Consider the following 15,728-nt stretch of genomic DNA (forward strand, 5'->3'; position numbering starts at 1 on the left):
GCACGAGGTGACCGGCTCCGTCGTTCCTGCCGGTCACCTCGCACGAGGCAACCGGCCCCGTCGTTCCTGCCCGTCACCTCGCACGAGGCAACCGGCTCCGTCGTTCGTGGCCTCTCGCGAGTCCCTCAGGCGCCCTGACGGCGACGCCGGGCGGCCCTGAGGCCGCGGAGGTGCGACAGGGCCATCGGACGTGCCAGACGGCGCAGCGGGGCTGCCAGCGCGGCGCCGACGATGACCCCGAGGGCGATCGCGGCGACGACGATCACGACGTCGACGAGGGCGATGGCCGCCTGTCCCGGTCCCACCTCGAACTGCGCCATCGAGATGAGCCCGAGCGAGCCGGGCACGAGCAGCCAGAAGCTCGGCAGGAAGGTCACCATCCGCGGCAGCTCCGGCCGGAGGTACTCGATCAACGTCGAGAGGAGGGCTGCGACAACGGCACCCACGAAGGCTCCGGCCCACCGCGCATCCACCACTGCGAGGGTCAGCGCCTGAGCGGTGAAGGTGGCGAGGATGCCCGCTGCCAGCCACGGTGCCTGGCGCAGGGGCACCGACTCGAGGAGGGCGATCGCGACGGTGACGACGACAAGGCCTGCGAGCGGTGCCCACCAGCCGGGTGCACCCGAGGAGGTCGTGCCGAGCAGGTCGGCGCCTCCGCCGGTGACGGCGAGGGCCGCGCCGACACCGAGCACGAAGAGGAGCAGCTGCACGAGCCCGAACGAGAGTCGCGAGCTCCCGGCGACCATCGCGCCGGCGGCGAGCTCGGTGAGCCCGGTGACGATGAGCGCCCCCGGCAGCAGCACGGCGATGGGTGCCACCAGCGTGCGCAGGGGTGCGTCCACCCAGCCCAGCTCTGCGGCGAGAAAGGCGAGGACCGCCACGACGAAACCGGCGAGGAACGGCGTGAGCGTGCGGAGGGTCCGGCCGCGCCCGAGCAGCAGGACGAACAGTGGTGTGAGGGGCGCGACGACGAGGGTGAAGAGCAGCGACGCCACCGAGGGCGCGAGGACCAGCCCGATCCCGATTCCCGAGAGCATCGCGCCGCCGACGAACCCGACGGTGCGGTAGCGGTGGGGTTGGGCACGCAGGCCGGCGAGCCGGGCCAAGCACTCGTCCGCGTCCACCCGGCCCGCCCGCAGGCTGGCCGCGAGGGCGAGGACGTCCGCGAGCTGGTCGAGGCGCAGCCCTCCCTCGACCTGTTCGAACGTCGAGGGCCCTCCGGAGGCGAGGGAGACGAGCAGCCCCGTGGGGGAGCACGCCACCTGGGCGCCGGGGTGACCGAGTGCCCGCGCCACGTCCCGGACGTCGTCCTCGACCTCGTGGACCGGCATGCCGCCAGCCAGCAGCCCGGCACCGACCCACGCGAGCACGCGACGGTCCCGTCCGTCGTTGACGGGGTCGGGCACGGGCTCGGTGGGGTGGTTCACCCCAGAACGGTAGCGGGGTAGGTCCGGCAGTCCCGACGACGTCCGGAACTCGTCCGTGCCACCGGCCGGACGTGCGTCCCGACACCGCCCGGTCGTCCCTCAGCGTCGACTGACAGCTCAGCCCCAGCCGAGCTCGTGCAGGGTGGCGTCGTCGATGCCGAAGTGGTGCGCGATCTCGTGGACGACGGTCACCGCGATCTCCTCGCGCAGGTCCTCGAGGTCCTTGCACATGCGCGTGAGAGGGCCGCGGAAGAGGGTGATGCGGTCCGGGAGGTTGCCCAAGCCCCACCCTGAGTCACGCTCGGTGAGCGGCACTCCGTCGTAGACGCCGAGGAGGTCCGGGTCGTCCGCGGGCGGCTCGTCCTCCACGAGGAAGACGACGTTGTCGAGCATGCCCATGAGCTCCTCGGGGACGTCGTCGAGGGCCTCCTCGACGATCGCCTCGAACTCCTCGACAGCGACAGGTTCCACGGGTTCACCCTGTCATGCCCCGGGAGGTGCGCCTCGAGCGGGGAGGGCTGCAGGGACGGCATACGGCGTCGCTCGTGCGGCCGAGCCAAGGCGCGCACCGAGGCATTGCAAGGAGGAGACGACGACGCCCTCCGGAACCGAGGTTTCGGAGGGCGTCGATCTCGACGAGCACGCTCGTCGACGGAGGAGGGCTACTCGCGCAGGCGGCTGGCGCCGCTGACACCGCGCCGGGCCTCGGTGTCCTCGCGCCGGCCCTCGGCGTCGTCGCCGTGGCCCGTCGGCACGTCGGCTCCGTGGCCACCCTCGCCGGCGTGGCCGCGGTCGCCCTCGATGCCCTCGTAGTCGAGGGGCGCCTCGATCGCCTCGGCCCTCTGACCGTCGTGGTGAGCGGCGGCGAGCTCGGCCGGGGTGACCGGGTTGACGGCGTCCTTGAAGTAGAAGTGCGACAGCTTGGCGCGCAGGCGGTCCTTGCGGGCCGCCGGGCGTGCCACACCGTTCTCGTCGTACTCCGGCTCGAGCTGGAGGGGGGTCACCGGCTCGTGCTGGACGAGGATCCAGCGGTCGTACTCCGAGATCGGGTCGTGGCGCTCGTGGAACGAGCCGTCGGCACCGCGGATGATGCGGCCCGACTCCCTGGCGTGCAGGGCGAGGTCCCGATCGCGACGCTGGAGGCTGAGGCAGATCCGCTTCGTCACCCAGAAGGCGAGCGGCGGGAACACGAAGAGCCCGATGCGGAACAGCCAGGTGATGTCGTTGATCGACATGCCCAGCTTGATCGCCATGATGTCGTTGCCCGCCGCGAACATGAAGATCGAGTAGGCGACGATGCCCGCCATGCCGATGCCGGTGCGTGTCGGGTTGTTGCGCGGCCGGTCGAGCAGGTGGTGCTCGCCAGTGTCACCGGTGACCCAGCGCTCGACGAACGGGTAGGCGCCCAGGACGATGTAGACGAGCGGCAGGAGCACGAGGGCGCCGAGCGCGATGTTGAGCGACAGCGTGTTGCCGCCGATCTGGAACTCGAGCCAACCGGGGAGCAGGCGAAGCGCGCCGTCGTAGGCGCCCATGTACCAGTCCGGCTGCGAGCCGGCGGTGACCGGCGACGGGTCGTAGGGACCGTAGGCCCAGATCGGGTTGATCGTGAAGAGCGCCGAGATGAGCGTGATGACGCCGAAGACGATGAAGAAGAACCCGCCGGCGGTCGCGGCATAGACCGGCATGACGCGGTGGCCGACGACGTTGTCGTTGGTCCGGCCCGGGCCGGGGTACTGGGTGTGCTTGTGGACCGCCACGAGCACGATGTGCGCGACGAACAGGCCGACGAGGATCGCCGGGATGAGCAGCACGTGCGCGGCATACAGGCGGGGGATGATCGCCTCGCCCGGGAAGGGACCACCGAAGATCGCGTAGGCGAGGTAGGAGCCGATGACCGGGGCGGTCTGGACGAACCCCTCCATGGCGCGGATGCCGGTGCCCGAGAGCAGGTCGTCCGGGAGGGAGTAGCCGGCGAAGCCCTCGATGGCCGCGAGCAGGGCCAGGACGGTGCCGATGACCCAGTTGATCTCGCGCGGGCGGCGGAACGCACCGGTGAAGAACACCCGGAACATGTGCACCGTCAGACCGACGAGGAACATGAGCGCGGCCCAGTGGTGGATCTGCCGGATGAGCAGCCCGCCCTTGACGTCGAACGAGATGTCGAGCGTCGAGGCGTAGGCCTCGGACATCTGCGTGCCACGCAGTGGGACGTAGGAGCCGTCGTAGACGGTGTGGCCGGCGCTGGGGACGAACCAGATCGTCAGAAGGGCACCGGAGAGCAGGCAGATGATGAGCGAGTACATCGCGATCTCGCCGAGCATGAACGACCAGTGGTGCGGGAAGACCTTGCGGAGCAGGTAGTTGATGCCCCTCGCGCCGTTGGTGCGGTCGTCGATCCAGCCGGCGACGCCACCGACCTTGCGCGCGGCGGCGCTCGGGCCGCGGGTCACGGGGGCGTCGCCGTCGCGCAGACGGTCCGCCGGGCGGCCGGCGGGAAGGCTGTCGGTGCTCATGCGGAACCACGCTCCCAGAAGCTCGGTCCGGTCGCCTCGCGGAACGGACCCTTGGAGATGAGATAGCCCTCATCATCGACGGTGATCGGAAGTTGCGGAAGGGGGCGCTTGGCCGGACCGAAGATCACCTTGCAGTCCTGCGTCACGTCGAAGGTCGACTGGTGGCACGGGCAGAGCAGGTGGTGCGTCTGCTGCTCGTAGAGGCCGACGGGGCAACCGACGTGGGTGCAGATCTTGGAGTAGGCGACGATGCCCTGGTGGCCCCAGTCCTTCTCCTTCTGGGACTTGATGTCGTCGGGATCGAGGCGCATGACGATGACCGCGGCCTTGGCCTTGGCCTCGAGGATGTGCTCCTCGAGGTCGAGCAGGCCCTCGGGCATGACGTGGAAGACCGAGCCGATCGTGACCTCGCTGGCCTTGATCGGCGTGTTCTGCGGGTCGCGCATGAGGCGGAGCGGCTCGTTGGGGTAGCTGCCGTCCTCCTCCTTCTCGCCGTTCCAGAAGCTCACCGAGAGGTCGTCGCCGGGCATGGGGCCGAGGCCGCCGATGAGGGGGAGGACGACCGGCACCGCGAAGAGGCCGAGGGCCCCGCCGAGCGCGTACTTGATGAGCGGGCGGCGCGACAGCTGCGACTCCCGGTCGCCCTCGTTGAGGATCTCGACGAACCTGCGGCGGTCCTCGTCGGCCGATCGTTGCGGGTGCCGGTCCTCGACGGCCTCGTGGTCGTTCATGAGCGTCTTGGCCCACTGGACGGCACCGAGGCCGATGCCGAGGAGGGACAGCGCCATGCACACGCCGAGCACGAGGTGGGCGGCGTTCATGCGACCGATGCCGGGGACGAAGACCGTCGACTCGGTGGGGATGAGGAAGTACCCGACGATGAAGCCGAGCGTGCCCAGGATCGACAGGAGGAAGAGGCCACCGACGATGCGCTCCGCGCGCTTGGCGGCGCCCTCGTCGAGGTCCGCACCGCGCAGCGGGTGCGGGCGGAAGCCCGGGTTCTCGAAGCGGGCGGGGATGCCGCCGTCCCCGATGACGTGCCCCTGGTCGAGGCGAACGGCACCCTTGCCGAACTCACCCGTGTGGGTGACCTCGCCTCCGGTGGGCTGGCTGTCCTGCTCGTTCATCGGATGATCGATCCTGTCGACGGAGAGTGGGAAGCGGTGGCCGTCCTGGCTCAAGCGGACTTCTGCCCGAGCCAGACGGCGGCGGCGACGAGGATGCCCAGGCCGAAGAACCAGGCGAACCAGCCCTCCGACACCGGACCCAGAGACCCCAGGGCGTGACCGCCCTGCTGGGGAGCGTCCTCGATGGACTTGAGGAAGGCGATGATGTCGCGCTTGTCCTCGGGGGCGATGTTGCCGTCGTTGAAGACCGGCATCGACTGCGGGCCGGTCTCCATGGCCTCATAGATGTGCTTGGGCTCGACGCCGTCGAGCGAGGGCGCGTACTTGCCGCGGGTCAGGGCGCCGCCGGAGCCGGCGAAGTTGTGGCACATGGCGCAGTTGACCCGGAAGAGCTCTCCACCCTTGGCGGGGTCACCCTTCTCCGGGTCGACGTCCTCCTCGGAGGGGACGGCCGGGCCGGGGGCGAGCGACGCGACATAGGCAGCGAGCTGGTCGATCTGCTCCTGCGTGAACTGGACGGGCGCGCGGGGGGCCTGCACGGCCGGCTGGCGCATCGGCATGCGGCCGGTGCCCACCTGGAAGTCGACGGCGGCGGCACCGACACCCGCGAGGGCGGGCCCGGCGATCCTGTCGTCGTTGCCGGTCGCGCGGCCCTCGGCGTTGACGCCGTGACACGAGGCGCAGTTGGCGACGAAGAGCTGCTTTCCGGCGGCGACGTCCTCGGCCGAGCTCGTCTCGGCCTTCGCGGGCTGCGGTGCGACCGCGGCATACGCGAAGCCGGTCACGAGGAGGCCGAGCATGAGCAGGATGGCGATCGCAGCCGGGTGGCGGCGGCGGGCGGCCAGTGCGTTCACGACGTGTGTCCTGTCGGGGTCTCGGGGATGTGTGGTGCGGCGGAGCTGGTCAGGCTAGTGGTCAGCGCGGACACCTCACTTCAGCAGGTAGATCATCGCGAAGAGCGCGATCCACACGACGTCGACGAAGTGCCAGTAGTAGGAGGTCACGACCGCACCCGTCTCCTGGAGGTGGGTGTAGCGGCGGGTCGTGAAGGTGCGGCCGATGATGAGCAGGAAGGCGATGAGGCCGCCGGTGACGTGCATGCCGTGGAAGCCGGTGGCGAGGTAGAAGATCGACGCGTAGGAGTCGGTGCTCAGGGTGATGCCCTCGTGGACGAGGTGGGCGTACTCGTAGACCTGGCCGGCGATGAAGATCGAGCCGAAGACGTACGTGAGGACGTACCACTCACGCATGCCCCACTCCTTGACGTTGGCCAGCTTGCCGGTGCGCGAGACCTGCCCGGCCTCGGCCTTCCACACGCCCAGCTGGCACCACACGGAGGAGATGACGAGGACGACGGTGTTGGCGAACGCGAAGGGAACGTTGAGCTGTGCGGTGCGCTCGTCCCACAGCTCGGGGAGGTGGCCTCGGAGCGAGAAGTAGAAGGCGAAGAGCGCTGCGAAGAACATCAGCTCGCTCGCCAGCCAGACCATCGTGCCGACCGCGACCATGTTGGGGCGGGTCGCCGGACCGTAGTCCGGGATGCTGGGAACCGGACCGGACACTCGAGTCGTTGCTTCTGCTGTCGCCACGAGCGCCATTATGGCGTCATTCCCTGTCACGTGCTGCACCGACCCCCGGGTTCGGCGGTGTCCGATCGCAGAATGCCGCGTGGCTAGGATGACGCCATGACCTCAGCGCACGCGGCCCCTCACGCGGACTCCGTCGAGAAGGCCGGCACGACCCCCTCCGGCGGTCCCGGTCTCCACCGGGTCTCGGTCCTGCTCTACAGCGACGACATCACGACGCGAGACGCCGTCCGCGCTGCCGCCGGCCGTCGCCCGGCCCGTGACGTCGAGGTCACCCGGTGGCTCGAGTGCGCGACCTCCTTCGCCGTCACGGAGGCCCTCGACGCGGGTGGCTGGGACGTCGTCGTCCTCGACGGCGAGGCGGCCAAGAACGGTGGCCTCGGCCTCTGCCGCGAGCTCAAGAACGAGATCTACGACTGCCCGCCGGTCCTCGTCCTCACCGGACGTCCGCAGGACGGCTGGCTCGCCGCGTGGTCGCTCGCCGACGACGCCGTGCCGCACCCGCTCGACCCGATCAAGGTCGCCGAGGCGATCGCGGGTCTGGCGCGCCGGCGCGTCTCGGCGAGCTGACGTGTCGGCCACCCCCCCCGAGGGTCCGACGTGGCCCGACCTGCTGACCCGGCTCATGGCGCGCGAGGACCTTTCGCTGGCCGAGTCGCGGTGGGCCATGGACCAGATCATGAGCGGGGAGGCCACGGTCGCCCAGGTCGCCGGCTTCCTCGTCGCGCTGCGCTCCAAGGTCGAGTCCGTGGCCGAGGTGCGCGGTCTCGCCGACGTCATGCTCGAGCACGCGCGGCGGATCGAGGTCCCGGGCCAGAGCATCGACATCGTCGGCACCGGTGGTGACCGCTTCGGCACCGTCAACATCTCGACGATGTCGTCGGTCGTCATCGCGTCGACGGGCCTGCAGGTCGTCAAGCACGGCAACCGCGCCGCGTCGTCGAAGTCCGGCTCCGCCGACGTCCTCGAGAGCCTCGGGGTCAACCTCACCTTGACGCCCGACCAGGTGAGGCAGGTCGCGCTCGACGCGGGCATCACCTTCTGCTTCGCCCAGACGTTCCACCCCTCGATGCGGTATGCCGGCCCCGCACGTGCCGAGCTCGGCGTCGCCACCGCGTTCAACCTCCTGGGCCCGCTCACCAACCCGGCGCAACCGACCTATGCCGCGGTCGGCGTCGCGGACCCGCGCTTCCTCGCGGTCATCGCCGGCGTCTTCGCGGACCGTGGGACGACGGCAGCGGTCTTCCGCGGTGACGAGGGGCTCGACGAGATGTCGATCGCCGGGAGGACGACGGTGCTCTGGGTCCGCGACGGCGAGGTCACCGAGGTTGGCGTCCACCCGAACGACGTGGGGCTCGAGGTGTCGAGCATCGACAGCATCAAGGGTGGGCTCGCCGACGAGAACGCCGAGGTGGCCCGGCGGGTGTTCGCCGGCGAGGCGGGCCCGGCGCGCGACGCTGTCCTCCTCAACGCCGGCACTGCGCTGGCGGTCGCGGCAGGCGCCGCGGGCACGACCCCGGCCGACGTCCACGAGGCCATCCGGCTCGGGATCGGCGCGGCTGAGCGCGCGATCGACTCCGGCGACGCCGCGGCACAGCTCGAGCGCTGGGTCACGGCGAGCCGCGAAGTCGCCCTCGCCTGACCGCCGTCCGTCCCACCTTTTGCTCCCCGTGCGGGAACCTTGAGGGTCCGGAGGGAAATGAACTCTCCGGACCCTCAACCTCTGCCCATGGGGAGCAAAAGTTGAGGTGGGGTCGGGGGTGGGTGGGCTACTCGAGGCCGAGGCTGAAGGCGGCCTCGAGGTCGTGCTTGGAGTAGGTCTGGAAGGCGATGTGCGTCGCCGTGCCGGTGACGCCCTGGACCTTGTTGAGGCGGTCGGCGATGACGCTGGCGAGCTCGTCGTGCTGGCGGACCCGCACCATGGCGATGAGGTCGGCGTCGCCCGCGACCGAGTAGACCTCGCTCACGCCGTCGAGCTCGGCGACCTCCTGGGCCACCTCGGGGATGCGGTCGACGTCGGCGGTGATGAGGACGATGGCAGTGATCACGCCTCGCAGCGTAGTCGGCTCACTCCTCGACCCAGACGTTGTCGTGCTGGGCCATGAAGGCGTCGCGCTCGTCGTCCGTCATCGCGGCGACGCCGCCCGGTCGCGCGAGCCCTTCGAAGTAGGGCTCCCGGGGGGCGCCGGGGGCGAAGTGCAGGAGCATCGTCGCCGGACCGTCCTCGTTGCGGAAGCCGTGCAGTCCTCCGGGCGGGACGTGGAGGAAGTCGCCGGATCGGGCCTTGACCCACGCGTTGCCGTCATAGATCGTCACCGTCCCGTCGAGGACGTAGAACGACTCGGACATCGTGCGGTGAAAGTGCGCGCCCGGACCGCTCGGCGGCCCGGCGAACTCCCAGCGGTAGAGCCCGAACAGCCCGCCCGTGGCCTCGCCGCGCGCGACGTAGTGGACGCGGTTGCCGTTGGGGTAGACGAGGTCCGGCTCGCGGTCGCCGGGGGTGACCCAGGCAGAGCGCTCACCGGACGATCCGGTGTAGAGACGCGGGGGATAGGACACGGGGCACCACTCCTCGGGCTCGGGATGTGCGACGGAGGCGCGCCGTTGCGCCACCCGCGACCCGACCGACCCTAGGCCGACCGGAAGCCCGGCGCGAGGCGTCGCGAGGTCTCGACCGGCTCGAGCACGTGGCGGACGCCGGTGGCGCCGCCGACGGGGCAGGTCCACTCGCCGTCGATGTCGACGATGCGCACTCCGGGGGCGTCGAGCCAGCGCAGGATGCGCTCGCTCTCCTCGGGTGTCGCGGCCGTCGAGGGCGGTAGGGGGGCGGGCACGACCTCGGCGCTGGCGCGGAGCGCGGCGACGTAGGGCATCGGGTCGGCGCCGCGGGGTGCGACGGTGCTGCCGGCGAGCCGGCCGTGACGGATGCACATGACCTCCCAGCCGCCGGTCTCGCTGCGGCGCGCGGCGACGAGCTCGGCGGTGCGAGCCAGGGGGTCGAGGCGCTGAGCGCGCGAGGCGCCGCGCACGAGGCTGATCATCCGGTCGCGGACGACGCCGGCGTCCTCGAAGCGCTCCTGCTCGGCGAGCCGGTCCATCCGCTCGCGCCAGGTCGTCACCGCCCGGGACGCGTCCCCGGCGAGCAGCTCGACCGCCTCGGCGACGACGGCGGCGTAGTCCTCGACGCTCTGGGCGCCGGTGCAGGGGGCCCCGCAGCGGCCCATGTCGGCGAGGGCGCACGCCGAGCGCGGCTTCGTGGCGGAGAGCCGCTCGAGGCACTGGCGCAGCGGCACGAGCTCGTGGACACCCGCGACCGCGTCGTCGGCCGAGCCGCGCGAGGCGAACGGGCCGATGTAGCGGGTGCCGTCGTCCGCGACGTCGCGCACGATCGACAGCCGGGGGAACGGCTCGACGGTGAGCTTGACCCACCAGCTGCGCTCCGGGTGGCGGGAGCGGCGGTTGTAGCGCGGCTTGTGCTCGGCGATGAGGCGGAGCTCGCGGACCTCTGCCTCGAGGGCCGTCGCGCACACGATCGGCGTCACCGACTCCGCGATGCGGACCATCTCGGCCATCCGGCGGCGCTGCTCGGAGGCGGTGAAGTAGCTGCGGACGCGGGTGCGGATGGAGACCGACGTGCCGACGTAGAGGACCTTGCCGAAGCCGTCCTTGAAGAGGTAGACCCCGGGCGCCTCGGGAAGTCCGTCGGCGAGGTGGCGCTTGCGACGGGTGGCGGCCGGGACCTTGGCGGAGTAGGCCTTGAGCTCCTCGAGCGAGTGCACACCGAGGGAGCCGACGCGGGCGATGAGCCCGTGGAGGACGTCGACGGTGGCGCGCGCGTCGTGCAGGGCCCGGTGGTCGGGCGTCGTCGTCGCCCCGAAGAGCCGGGCGAGCGAGGCGAGCCGGTGGTTGGGCACCTCGTCGCGGCTCACGAGCTGGCGGGCGAGGTGCACCGTGTCGACGACGGGAAAGCGCGGCCAGTCGCGGTCGGCCCGCGCGCACGCCGCCTTGAGGAAGGAGATGTCGAAGCCCGCGTTGTGGGCGACGAGGACGGAGCCTGCGGCGAACTCGAGGAACGCGACGAGCGCCAGCTCCACGCGGGGGGCGTCGCGCACCATCGCGTCGGTGATGCCAGTGAGGACCGAGATGAAGGCGGGGATCGGCTCACCGGGGTTGACGAAGGTCTGGAACTCACCGAGCACCTCGCCACCGCGGACCTTGACGGCGCCGATCTCGGTGATGCCGCACTCGCTCGGGCTGCCACCGGTGGTCTCGAGGTCGACGACGACGAACGTCACGTCGGACAGGGGGGTGCCCAGGTCGTCGAGTGTGCCCTGGACCATCCGCATGCGAGGGAGGCTAGGCGCGGGGTCCGACAGCCGGGCGGAGGCACCCCGGCGCGGCGGCCCCGTGCACGTCCGCGGTTCCGCGACGTGCCATGCCGAGCGCCCGGCGACTCCGCGTCGGCGAGGGCTGTCAGTGGGTCCCCCTAGCGTGGTCGTGACCCGAGAAAGAGGTGAGACATGACCCACGACCTGACCCACGACAGCCTGACGATCGTCTGCTCGCGATGCCCGGTGCGCGGCCTCCACTGCGGTGACTGCATGGTCACCGCCCTGCTCGACCCCGACGCCCTGAGGCTGGGGGACGACCTGCCCCTCGACGCCGACGAGCGGGCTGCGGTGACGGCGTGCGTGCGCGCCGGCCTCATCACGGCCGAGTCCGCGGCGACCGTCCGGGCCCAGCGCGCCCCGCTGAGCATCGGGCGTGCCGTCGGCTGAGCCGCGCCTGACACGATGGGGCGCGTGTCCCCGCCCTCGCTGACGACCGGTATGCCGTGCGGCGCCTCGCGCGCGCGACGCGCCGCCGTCGCCGTGGTCACCGCCCTCGCCCTCCCGCTCGTGGTCGCCTGCGACCGGTCGGCCCCGGCACCCGCAGCCACGCCCACCGCGGCGAGGCCGACGGGCCCGGAGACACCCACCGCGGCGCCCGGCGGGCTGCCGACGCTGACCGCGTCGCCCCCCGCAGGGGGCGAGCCCTCGTCGCCCCTCCCCGACGCGCGCACCGTCCGCGGCCGCGCCAGCAGCGTCACCGGCACCGTCGACGAGGCGACGCTCACGGCATACGCGGCGATGGCGGACCGCGCGGTGGCGGAGGTCTCGAAGCGCTGGACGCGCACCTGGCCGCGACGGGTCTCGGTCGTCGCGCCGAAGGACGCCACCCAGTTCCGCGAGCAGGTCGGGCGCGCCGATGACCTCAGCCAGGTCGCCGCGATCACCGACGGCCCCATCGGGCCCGACGGGCGCGCCACCGGCGACCGCATCGTGCTCAACCCCGACGCCTTCGCACGGCTCACGCCGGAAGGGCGCCAGTTCGTCCTCACCCACGAGAGCACCCACGTCGCCGTCCGCGCCTCGCTCGCCGGCGCGGCACCGCTGTGGCTCGTCGAGGGCTACGCCGACCACGTCGGCTACTCCGCGTCCGACCGCCGCGTCACCGAGCTCGCCGCCCCGCTGCTCGAGAAGGTCGCCCAGGGCGCCGGCCCGACGCGGCTGCCCACCCAGGGCGACCTCGACCCGAGCCGGGGCGAGATCGCGCCGGGCTACCTCGCGTCGTGGCTCGCCGTCGACCTCATCGCGCGGCGGCACGGCGAGGCCACGCTGCGCCGGTTCTACGAGGCGTCGGCGGTCGAGGGCTCACCGGCGCAGGCGGACGCGGCGATGGACCGTGCGTTCGTCGACGTCCTCGGCACGACCCGGGCCGAGTTCAGCAGGGCGTGGTTGAGCGACCTCAACCGGCTGGCCGCCCCGAAGTGAGCGGCTCGGTCCCGACCGGCTCGGAGGAGATCGGTGCTGCGGCCCGGGCCGGCACCGCGAGCGAGATCGCGACGAGCGCGGCGCTGAGCCAGAACTGGTTGTAGAACGCCTGCTTGTTGACGAGGTTCGCCGCGAGCAGGACGAAGGCGAACCACCGCAGCAGCTCGTCGACCTCCGGCCGTCGGCGGGCGATCGCCCACGCGGCAACGGCGAGCGCCCCGAGCACGACGAGCCCGGTCACCCAGAACGGCAGGGTCACCCCGTGCTCGTTGAGGAAGTAGAGGTACCACGTGTTCGCGAAGCGGATCGGGTGGAAGCCGACGAGCAGGGTGACGGTGTCGTGCACGAAGTCCGACGGCGAGGCGAGGAACCACGGCGCGATGAGGACGCCGGTGAGCGCACCGGTCGCCACCGCGCGTCTCGGCCCGAACGCCGGCCAGAGCAGGAGCAGCGGCAGGAGCAGGGCGAGGTGCTGCTTGCTCGCGCAGGCCAGGGCGAGCGGCACGACCGCCCACCACGCGTGACCGCGCCGCACGAGCACGGCCCACCAGACGAGCCCGGCGGCGAGCAGCGGCTCGGTCCACGCCTGGTCGACCTGGGTGAGCGTCCCGGGCGCGACGACGAGGGCCGCCACCGGCACGGCGGCGCGCAGTGCCGTCGCCCGGGCACTGCTCGGCGCGTCACCCGCGACCGGCCGGGCCAGCGCCCAGATGCCTGCGAAGAGGACGACCGACCAGAACGCCAGCGCCCACCGCACGTCCCCGCCGAGCCAGCGACCCGGCGCGAGCAACACCGTCGTCCACGGCAGGTAGGTGAATGCGTCCTGGACGCCGGGGGAGTCGGTCCACGTCATGTCGTAGAAGTTCTCCCCGCGTGCGAGCGCGTCGCTCGCCTGCTGCAGCGTGGCCCAGACGTCGATCTTCGGCGCCGGGTCACCGACCGTGGCGATCGCGGCGGTGACGACGTGGCCGAGCACTGCCAGCCCGTATGCCGTCCGCGCCCGGACCGCGCTCGGCCTCGCGAGCAGCGCCGCGGCGCCGATGCCGACGACTGAGAGGGTGGTCAGCGCCGACGTCAGCCACGCGCCGCGCAGGTAGCTGAAGAGCGGCACCGCCCACGTGATCGCCACCGAGGAGAGCAGGACGACGGGAGCGAGCCACGACGGCACGCGGCGGACCTCGTTCCGCCGCCACAGCCACACACCGAGCCCGACCGCGCCCAGCGTGAGGGTGAGGACGATGGGGACGCGGAAGCGCACGACGCTCCACTGGAGCACGCCGAGGCAGGCGAGCCACAGCCCGGCGAGGGCGTAGCCGGCATACGCCGGGGGAGGACCCGAGGGACGGGTCGTGGAAGGAGTGGGGTCAGCCGCCGTAGAGCGCATCGACCTCGTCCGCGAACTCGCGCATGACGACGTTGCGCTTGAGCTTGAGCGACGGCGTCAGGTGGCCCGACTCCTCGGTGAAGTCGGCCTCGAGCACCGCGAACTTGCGGATCGACTCGGCCTTCGAGACCGCGGTGTTGGCCTCGTCGACGGCCTTCTGGAGCTCGGCGAGGACGGTCTCGTCGGTCCGTGCCTTGTCGGCGGTGATGCCCTCGAGGCCGTGGTTGGCGGCCCACATCGGCAGCATCTCCTCGTCGAGGGTGAGGAGCGCGGCGATGAACGGCTTCTGGTCGCCGACGACGATGCACTGCGAGACGAGCGGGTGAGCGCGCAGGCGGTCCTCGAGGACGGCGGGGGCGACGTTCTTGCCGCCGGCCGTCACGAGGATCTCCTTCTTGCGGCCCGTGATCCGCAGGTAGCCGTCCTCGTCGAGCTCGCCGATGTCACCGGTGTGGAACCAGCCGTCCCGAATGGCTTCCGCCGAGGCGTCCGGGTTGTTGCGGTAGGACGCGAAGACGTTGACGCCCTTGACGAGGATCTCGCCGTCCTCGGCGATGCGGACGGTCGTGCCCGGCAGCGGCGGGCCGACGGTGCCGACCTTGAGGCGCTCGGGCAGGTTGACCGTGATCGGTGCGGTCGTCTCGGTGAGGCCGTAGCCCTCGAGGATCGTCACGCCGATGCCGCGGAAGAAGTGGCCCAGCCGCGTGCCGAGCGGCGCGCCGCCGGAGACGGCGTACTGGACCTTGCCGCCCATGGCGTCGCGGAGCTTGCCGTAGACGAGCTTGTCGAAGACGGCGTGCTTGGCGCGCAGCCCGAAGCCGACCGAGCCGGCCTCCTGCGCCTCGGACCAGGCAATGGCGGTGTCGGCCGCCTTCGCGAAGATGTTGCCCTTGCCGCCGGCGACGGCCTTGGCCTCGGCCGAGTTGTAGACCTTCTCGAAGACGCGTGGCACCGCGAGGATGAAGGTCGGCTGGTAGCTCGCGAAGTCGTCGAGGAGGGTCTTGATGTCGGCCGAGTGGGCGAGCTTGGCGCCCGAGGCGACGCAGAGAACCTCGATGAAGCGGGCGAAGACGTGCGCGAGGGGGAGGAAGAGCAGGGTGGCGGCGCCCTCGCTGCTCACGACCTCCTTGAGCTTCTCGACCGTGTTCTCGGTGAGGTCGAGGAAGTTGCCGTGGGTGAGCTCGACGCCCTTGGGGCGACCGGTGGTGCCGGAGGTGTAGATGATCGTCGCGGTAGAGCTGCGGTCGATGCCCTCACGGGCGGCCGCGAGGGCGGCGTCGCCGGTCGACGCACCGGACGAGGCGAGGGTGTCGAGATCGCCGTTGTCGATGACCCAGCTGTGCGCGAGCGACGGCAGGTTGCCCGAGACGCCGACGAGGGCGCTCTGGTGCTTCTCGGACTCGAGGACGACGCCCACGGCACCGGAGTCCTTGAGGATCCACTCGACCTGGTCGGGGGAGGAGGTCTCGTAGATCGGGACCGGGATCGCGCCGGCGGTCCAGAGGGCGAAGTCGGTGAGGGTCCACTCGTAGCGGGTGCGGCTCATGATGCCGACGGCGCTGCCCGGGGTCACTCCTGCGGCGAGGAAGCCCTTCGCGAGCGCCTCGACCTGGTCGGCGAAGTCCTTGGCCGAGACGTCGGTCCAGCCCGACCCGGAGCGCGCCGCGAACATCGCCTTGGCCGGGCTGTCGGCCCGGTTGCGTGCCGGAAGGTCGGCGAGACTGCCCTCGGTCGTCGCCGGGGCGAGTGCGGGAGTGGACTTCTCGTGCAACGTGCTCTCCTTCGCCGGCCGTCGACGGCGTCGTCGGGCCTGGTCACCAGCGGGTCGTACGACGGACGCCAGGTTCCGCCGTGCACCGATCCTAGGGGTAGCCC

Annotated in this window: 15 protein-coding genes; 4 read left to right on the forward strand and 11 right to left on the reverse strand. The window is 71.6% G+C overall.

The genetic code is table 11. The features are described 5' to 3' along the window. Positions 1-125 precede the first annotated feature (125 nt). The 6 genes from ACOJV7_RS15930 to ctaE all read right to left on the reverse strand — a co-directional run bounded on the left by ACOJV7_RS15930 (position 126) and on the right by ctaE (position 6,668). Complete coding sequence (locus tag ACOJV7_RS15930) at positions 126-1,427, reverse strand: threonine/serine exporter family protein (RefSeq protein ID WP_420191204.1); 1,302 nt, start codon at positions 1,425-1,427, stop codon at positions 126-128. 117 nt (positions 1,428-1,544) lie between these two features. Next, entirely contained in the window at positions 1,545-1,898 is a 354-nt protein-coding gene (locus ACOJV7_RS15935) for a metallopeptidase family protein (RefSeq protein ID WP_420191205.1), read from the reverse strand. Positions 1,899-2,089: 191 nt separating this feature from the next. Further along, a complete protein-coding gene (gene qcrB, locus ACOJV7_RS15940; protein WP_420191206.1) occupies positions 2,090-3,943 on the reverse strand; it encodes a cytochrome bc1 complex cytochrome b subunit in 1,854 nt (617 codons plus the stop codon). After that, positions 3,940-5,070 (reverse strand): cytochrome bc1 complex Rieske iron-sulfur subunit, encoded by a 1,131-nt coding sequence (qcrA, locus tag ACOJV7_RS15945; RefSeq protein WP_420191207.1) that lies wholly within the window; start codon positions 5,068-5,070, stop codon positions 3,940-3,942. The genes qcrB and qcrA overlap by 4 nt, the downstream gene beginning before the upstream one ends. A gap of 50 nt (positions 5,071-5,120) precedes the next feature. Further along, the gene (gene qcrC / locus ACOJV7_RS15950) at positions 5,121-5,924 is read right to left on the reverse strand and encodes a cytochrome bc1 complex diheme cytochrome c subunit (protein WP_420191208.1); all 804 of its coding nucleotides are present in this window, start codon (positions 5,922-5,924) and stop codon (positions 5,121-5,123) included. Positions 5,925-5,999: 75 nt separating this feature from the next. Further along, positions 6,000-6,668 carry an aa3-type cytochrome oxidase subunit III gene (gene ctaE, locus ACOJV7_RS15955; RefSeq protein ID WP_420191209.1) on the reverse strand — a complete coding sequence of 223 codons (669 nt, stop codon included), beginning with the start codon at positions 6,666-6,668 and terminating at the stop codon, positions 6,000-6,002. 87 nt (positions 6,669-6,755) lie between these two features. On the opposite strand from ctaE, the gene ACOJV7_RS15960 reads away from it, so the two are divergent. Both ACOJV7_RS15960 and trpD read left to right on the forward strand, forming a co-directional pair. Beyond that, positions 6,756-7,226, forward strand: coding sequence for a response regulator transcription factor (locus tag ACOJV7_RS15960; RefSeq protein ID WP_188450479.1), 471 nt, complete (start codon positions 6,756-6,758; stop codon positions 7,224-7,226). Between the two features lie 55 nt (positions 7,227-7,281). Continuing rightward, a complete protein-coding gene (trpD, locus tag ACOJV7_RS15965) occupies positions 7,282-8,298 on the forward strand; it encodes an anthranilate phosphoribosyltransferase (RefSeq protein ID WP_420191281.1) in 1,017 nt (338 codons plus the stop codon). 127 nt (positions 8,299-8,425) lie between these two features. On the opposite strand, the gene ACOJV7_RS15970 is transcribed toward trpD, so the two are convergent. The 3 genes from ACOJV7_RS15970 to ACOJV7_RS15980 all read right to left on the reverse strand — a co-directional run bounded on the left by ACOJV7_RS15970 (position 8,426) and on the right by ACOJV7_RS15980 (position 11,002). Further along, the gene (locus ACOJV7_RS15970) at positions 8,426-8,704 is read right to left on the reverse strand and encodes an Lrp/AsnC family transcriptional regulator (RefSeq protein WP_035947622.1); all 279 of its coding nucleotides are present in this window, start codon (positions 8,702-8,704) and stop codon (positions 8,426-8,428) included. A gap of 19 nt (positions 8,705-8,723) precedes the next feature. Further along, a complete protein-coding gene (locus ACOJV7_RS15975; protein WP_420191210.1) occupies positions 8,724-9,215 on the reverse strand; it encodes a cupin domain-containing protein in 492 nt (163 codons plus the stop codon). A 71-nt stretch (positions 9,216-9,286) separates the two neighbouring features. After that, the gene (locus ACOJV7_RS15980) at positions 9,287-11,002 is read right to left on the reverse strand and encodes a DEDD exonuclease domain-containing protein (RefSeq protein ID WP_420191211.1); all 1,716 of its coding nucleotides are present in this window, start codon (positions 11,000-11,002) and stop codon (positions 9,287-9,289) included. Between the two features lie 174 nt (positions 11,003-11,176). Here ACOJV7_RS15980 and ACOJV7_RS15985 point away from each other — a divergent pair, with 174 nt between their 5' ends. Continuing rightward, on the forward strand, positions 11,177-11,434 hold the full coding sequence (locus ACOJV7_RS15985) for a hypothetical protein (RefSeq protein ID WP_420191212.1): 258 nt from the start codon (positions 11,177-11,179) through the stop codon (positions 11,432-11,434). Positions 11,435-11,458: 24 nt separating this feature from the next. Then, positions 11,459-12,469 carry a hypothetical protein gene (locus tag ACOJV7_RS15990; RefSeq protein ID WP_420191213.1) on the forward strand — a complete coding sequence of 337 codons (1,011 nt, stop codon included), beginning with the start codon at positions 11,459-11,461 and terminating at the stop codon, positions 12,467-12,469. Here ACOJV7_RS15990 and ACOJV7_RS15995 read toward each other — a convergent pair. After that, positions 12,444-13,853, reverse strand: coding sequence for a hypothetical protein (locus tag ACOJV7_RS15995; protein ID WP_420191214.1), 1,410 nt, complete (start codon positions 13,851-13,853; stop codon positions 12,444-12,446). The genes ACOJV7_RS15990 and ACOJV7_RS15995 overlap by 26 nt on opposite strands. Next, entirely contained in the window at positions 13,834-15,624 is a 1,791-nt protein-coding gene (locus ACOJV7_RS16000) for an AMP-dependent synthetase/ligase (RefSeq protein ID WP_420191215.1), read from the reverse strand. Before ACOJV7_RS16000 ends, ACOJV7_RS15995 begins: the two co-directional genes overlap by 20 nt. Positions 15,625-15,728: the final 104 nt, after the last annotated feature.

This window comes from Knoellia tibetensis, assembly GCF_048606415.1.
Taxonomy (GTDB): Bacteria; Actinomycetota; Actinomycetes; order Actinomycetales; family Dermatophilaceae; genus Knoellia; species Knoellia tibetensis.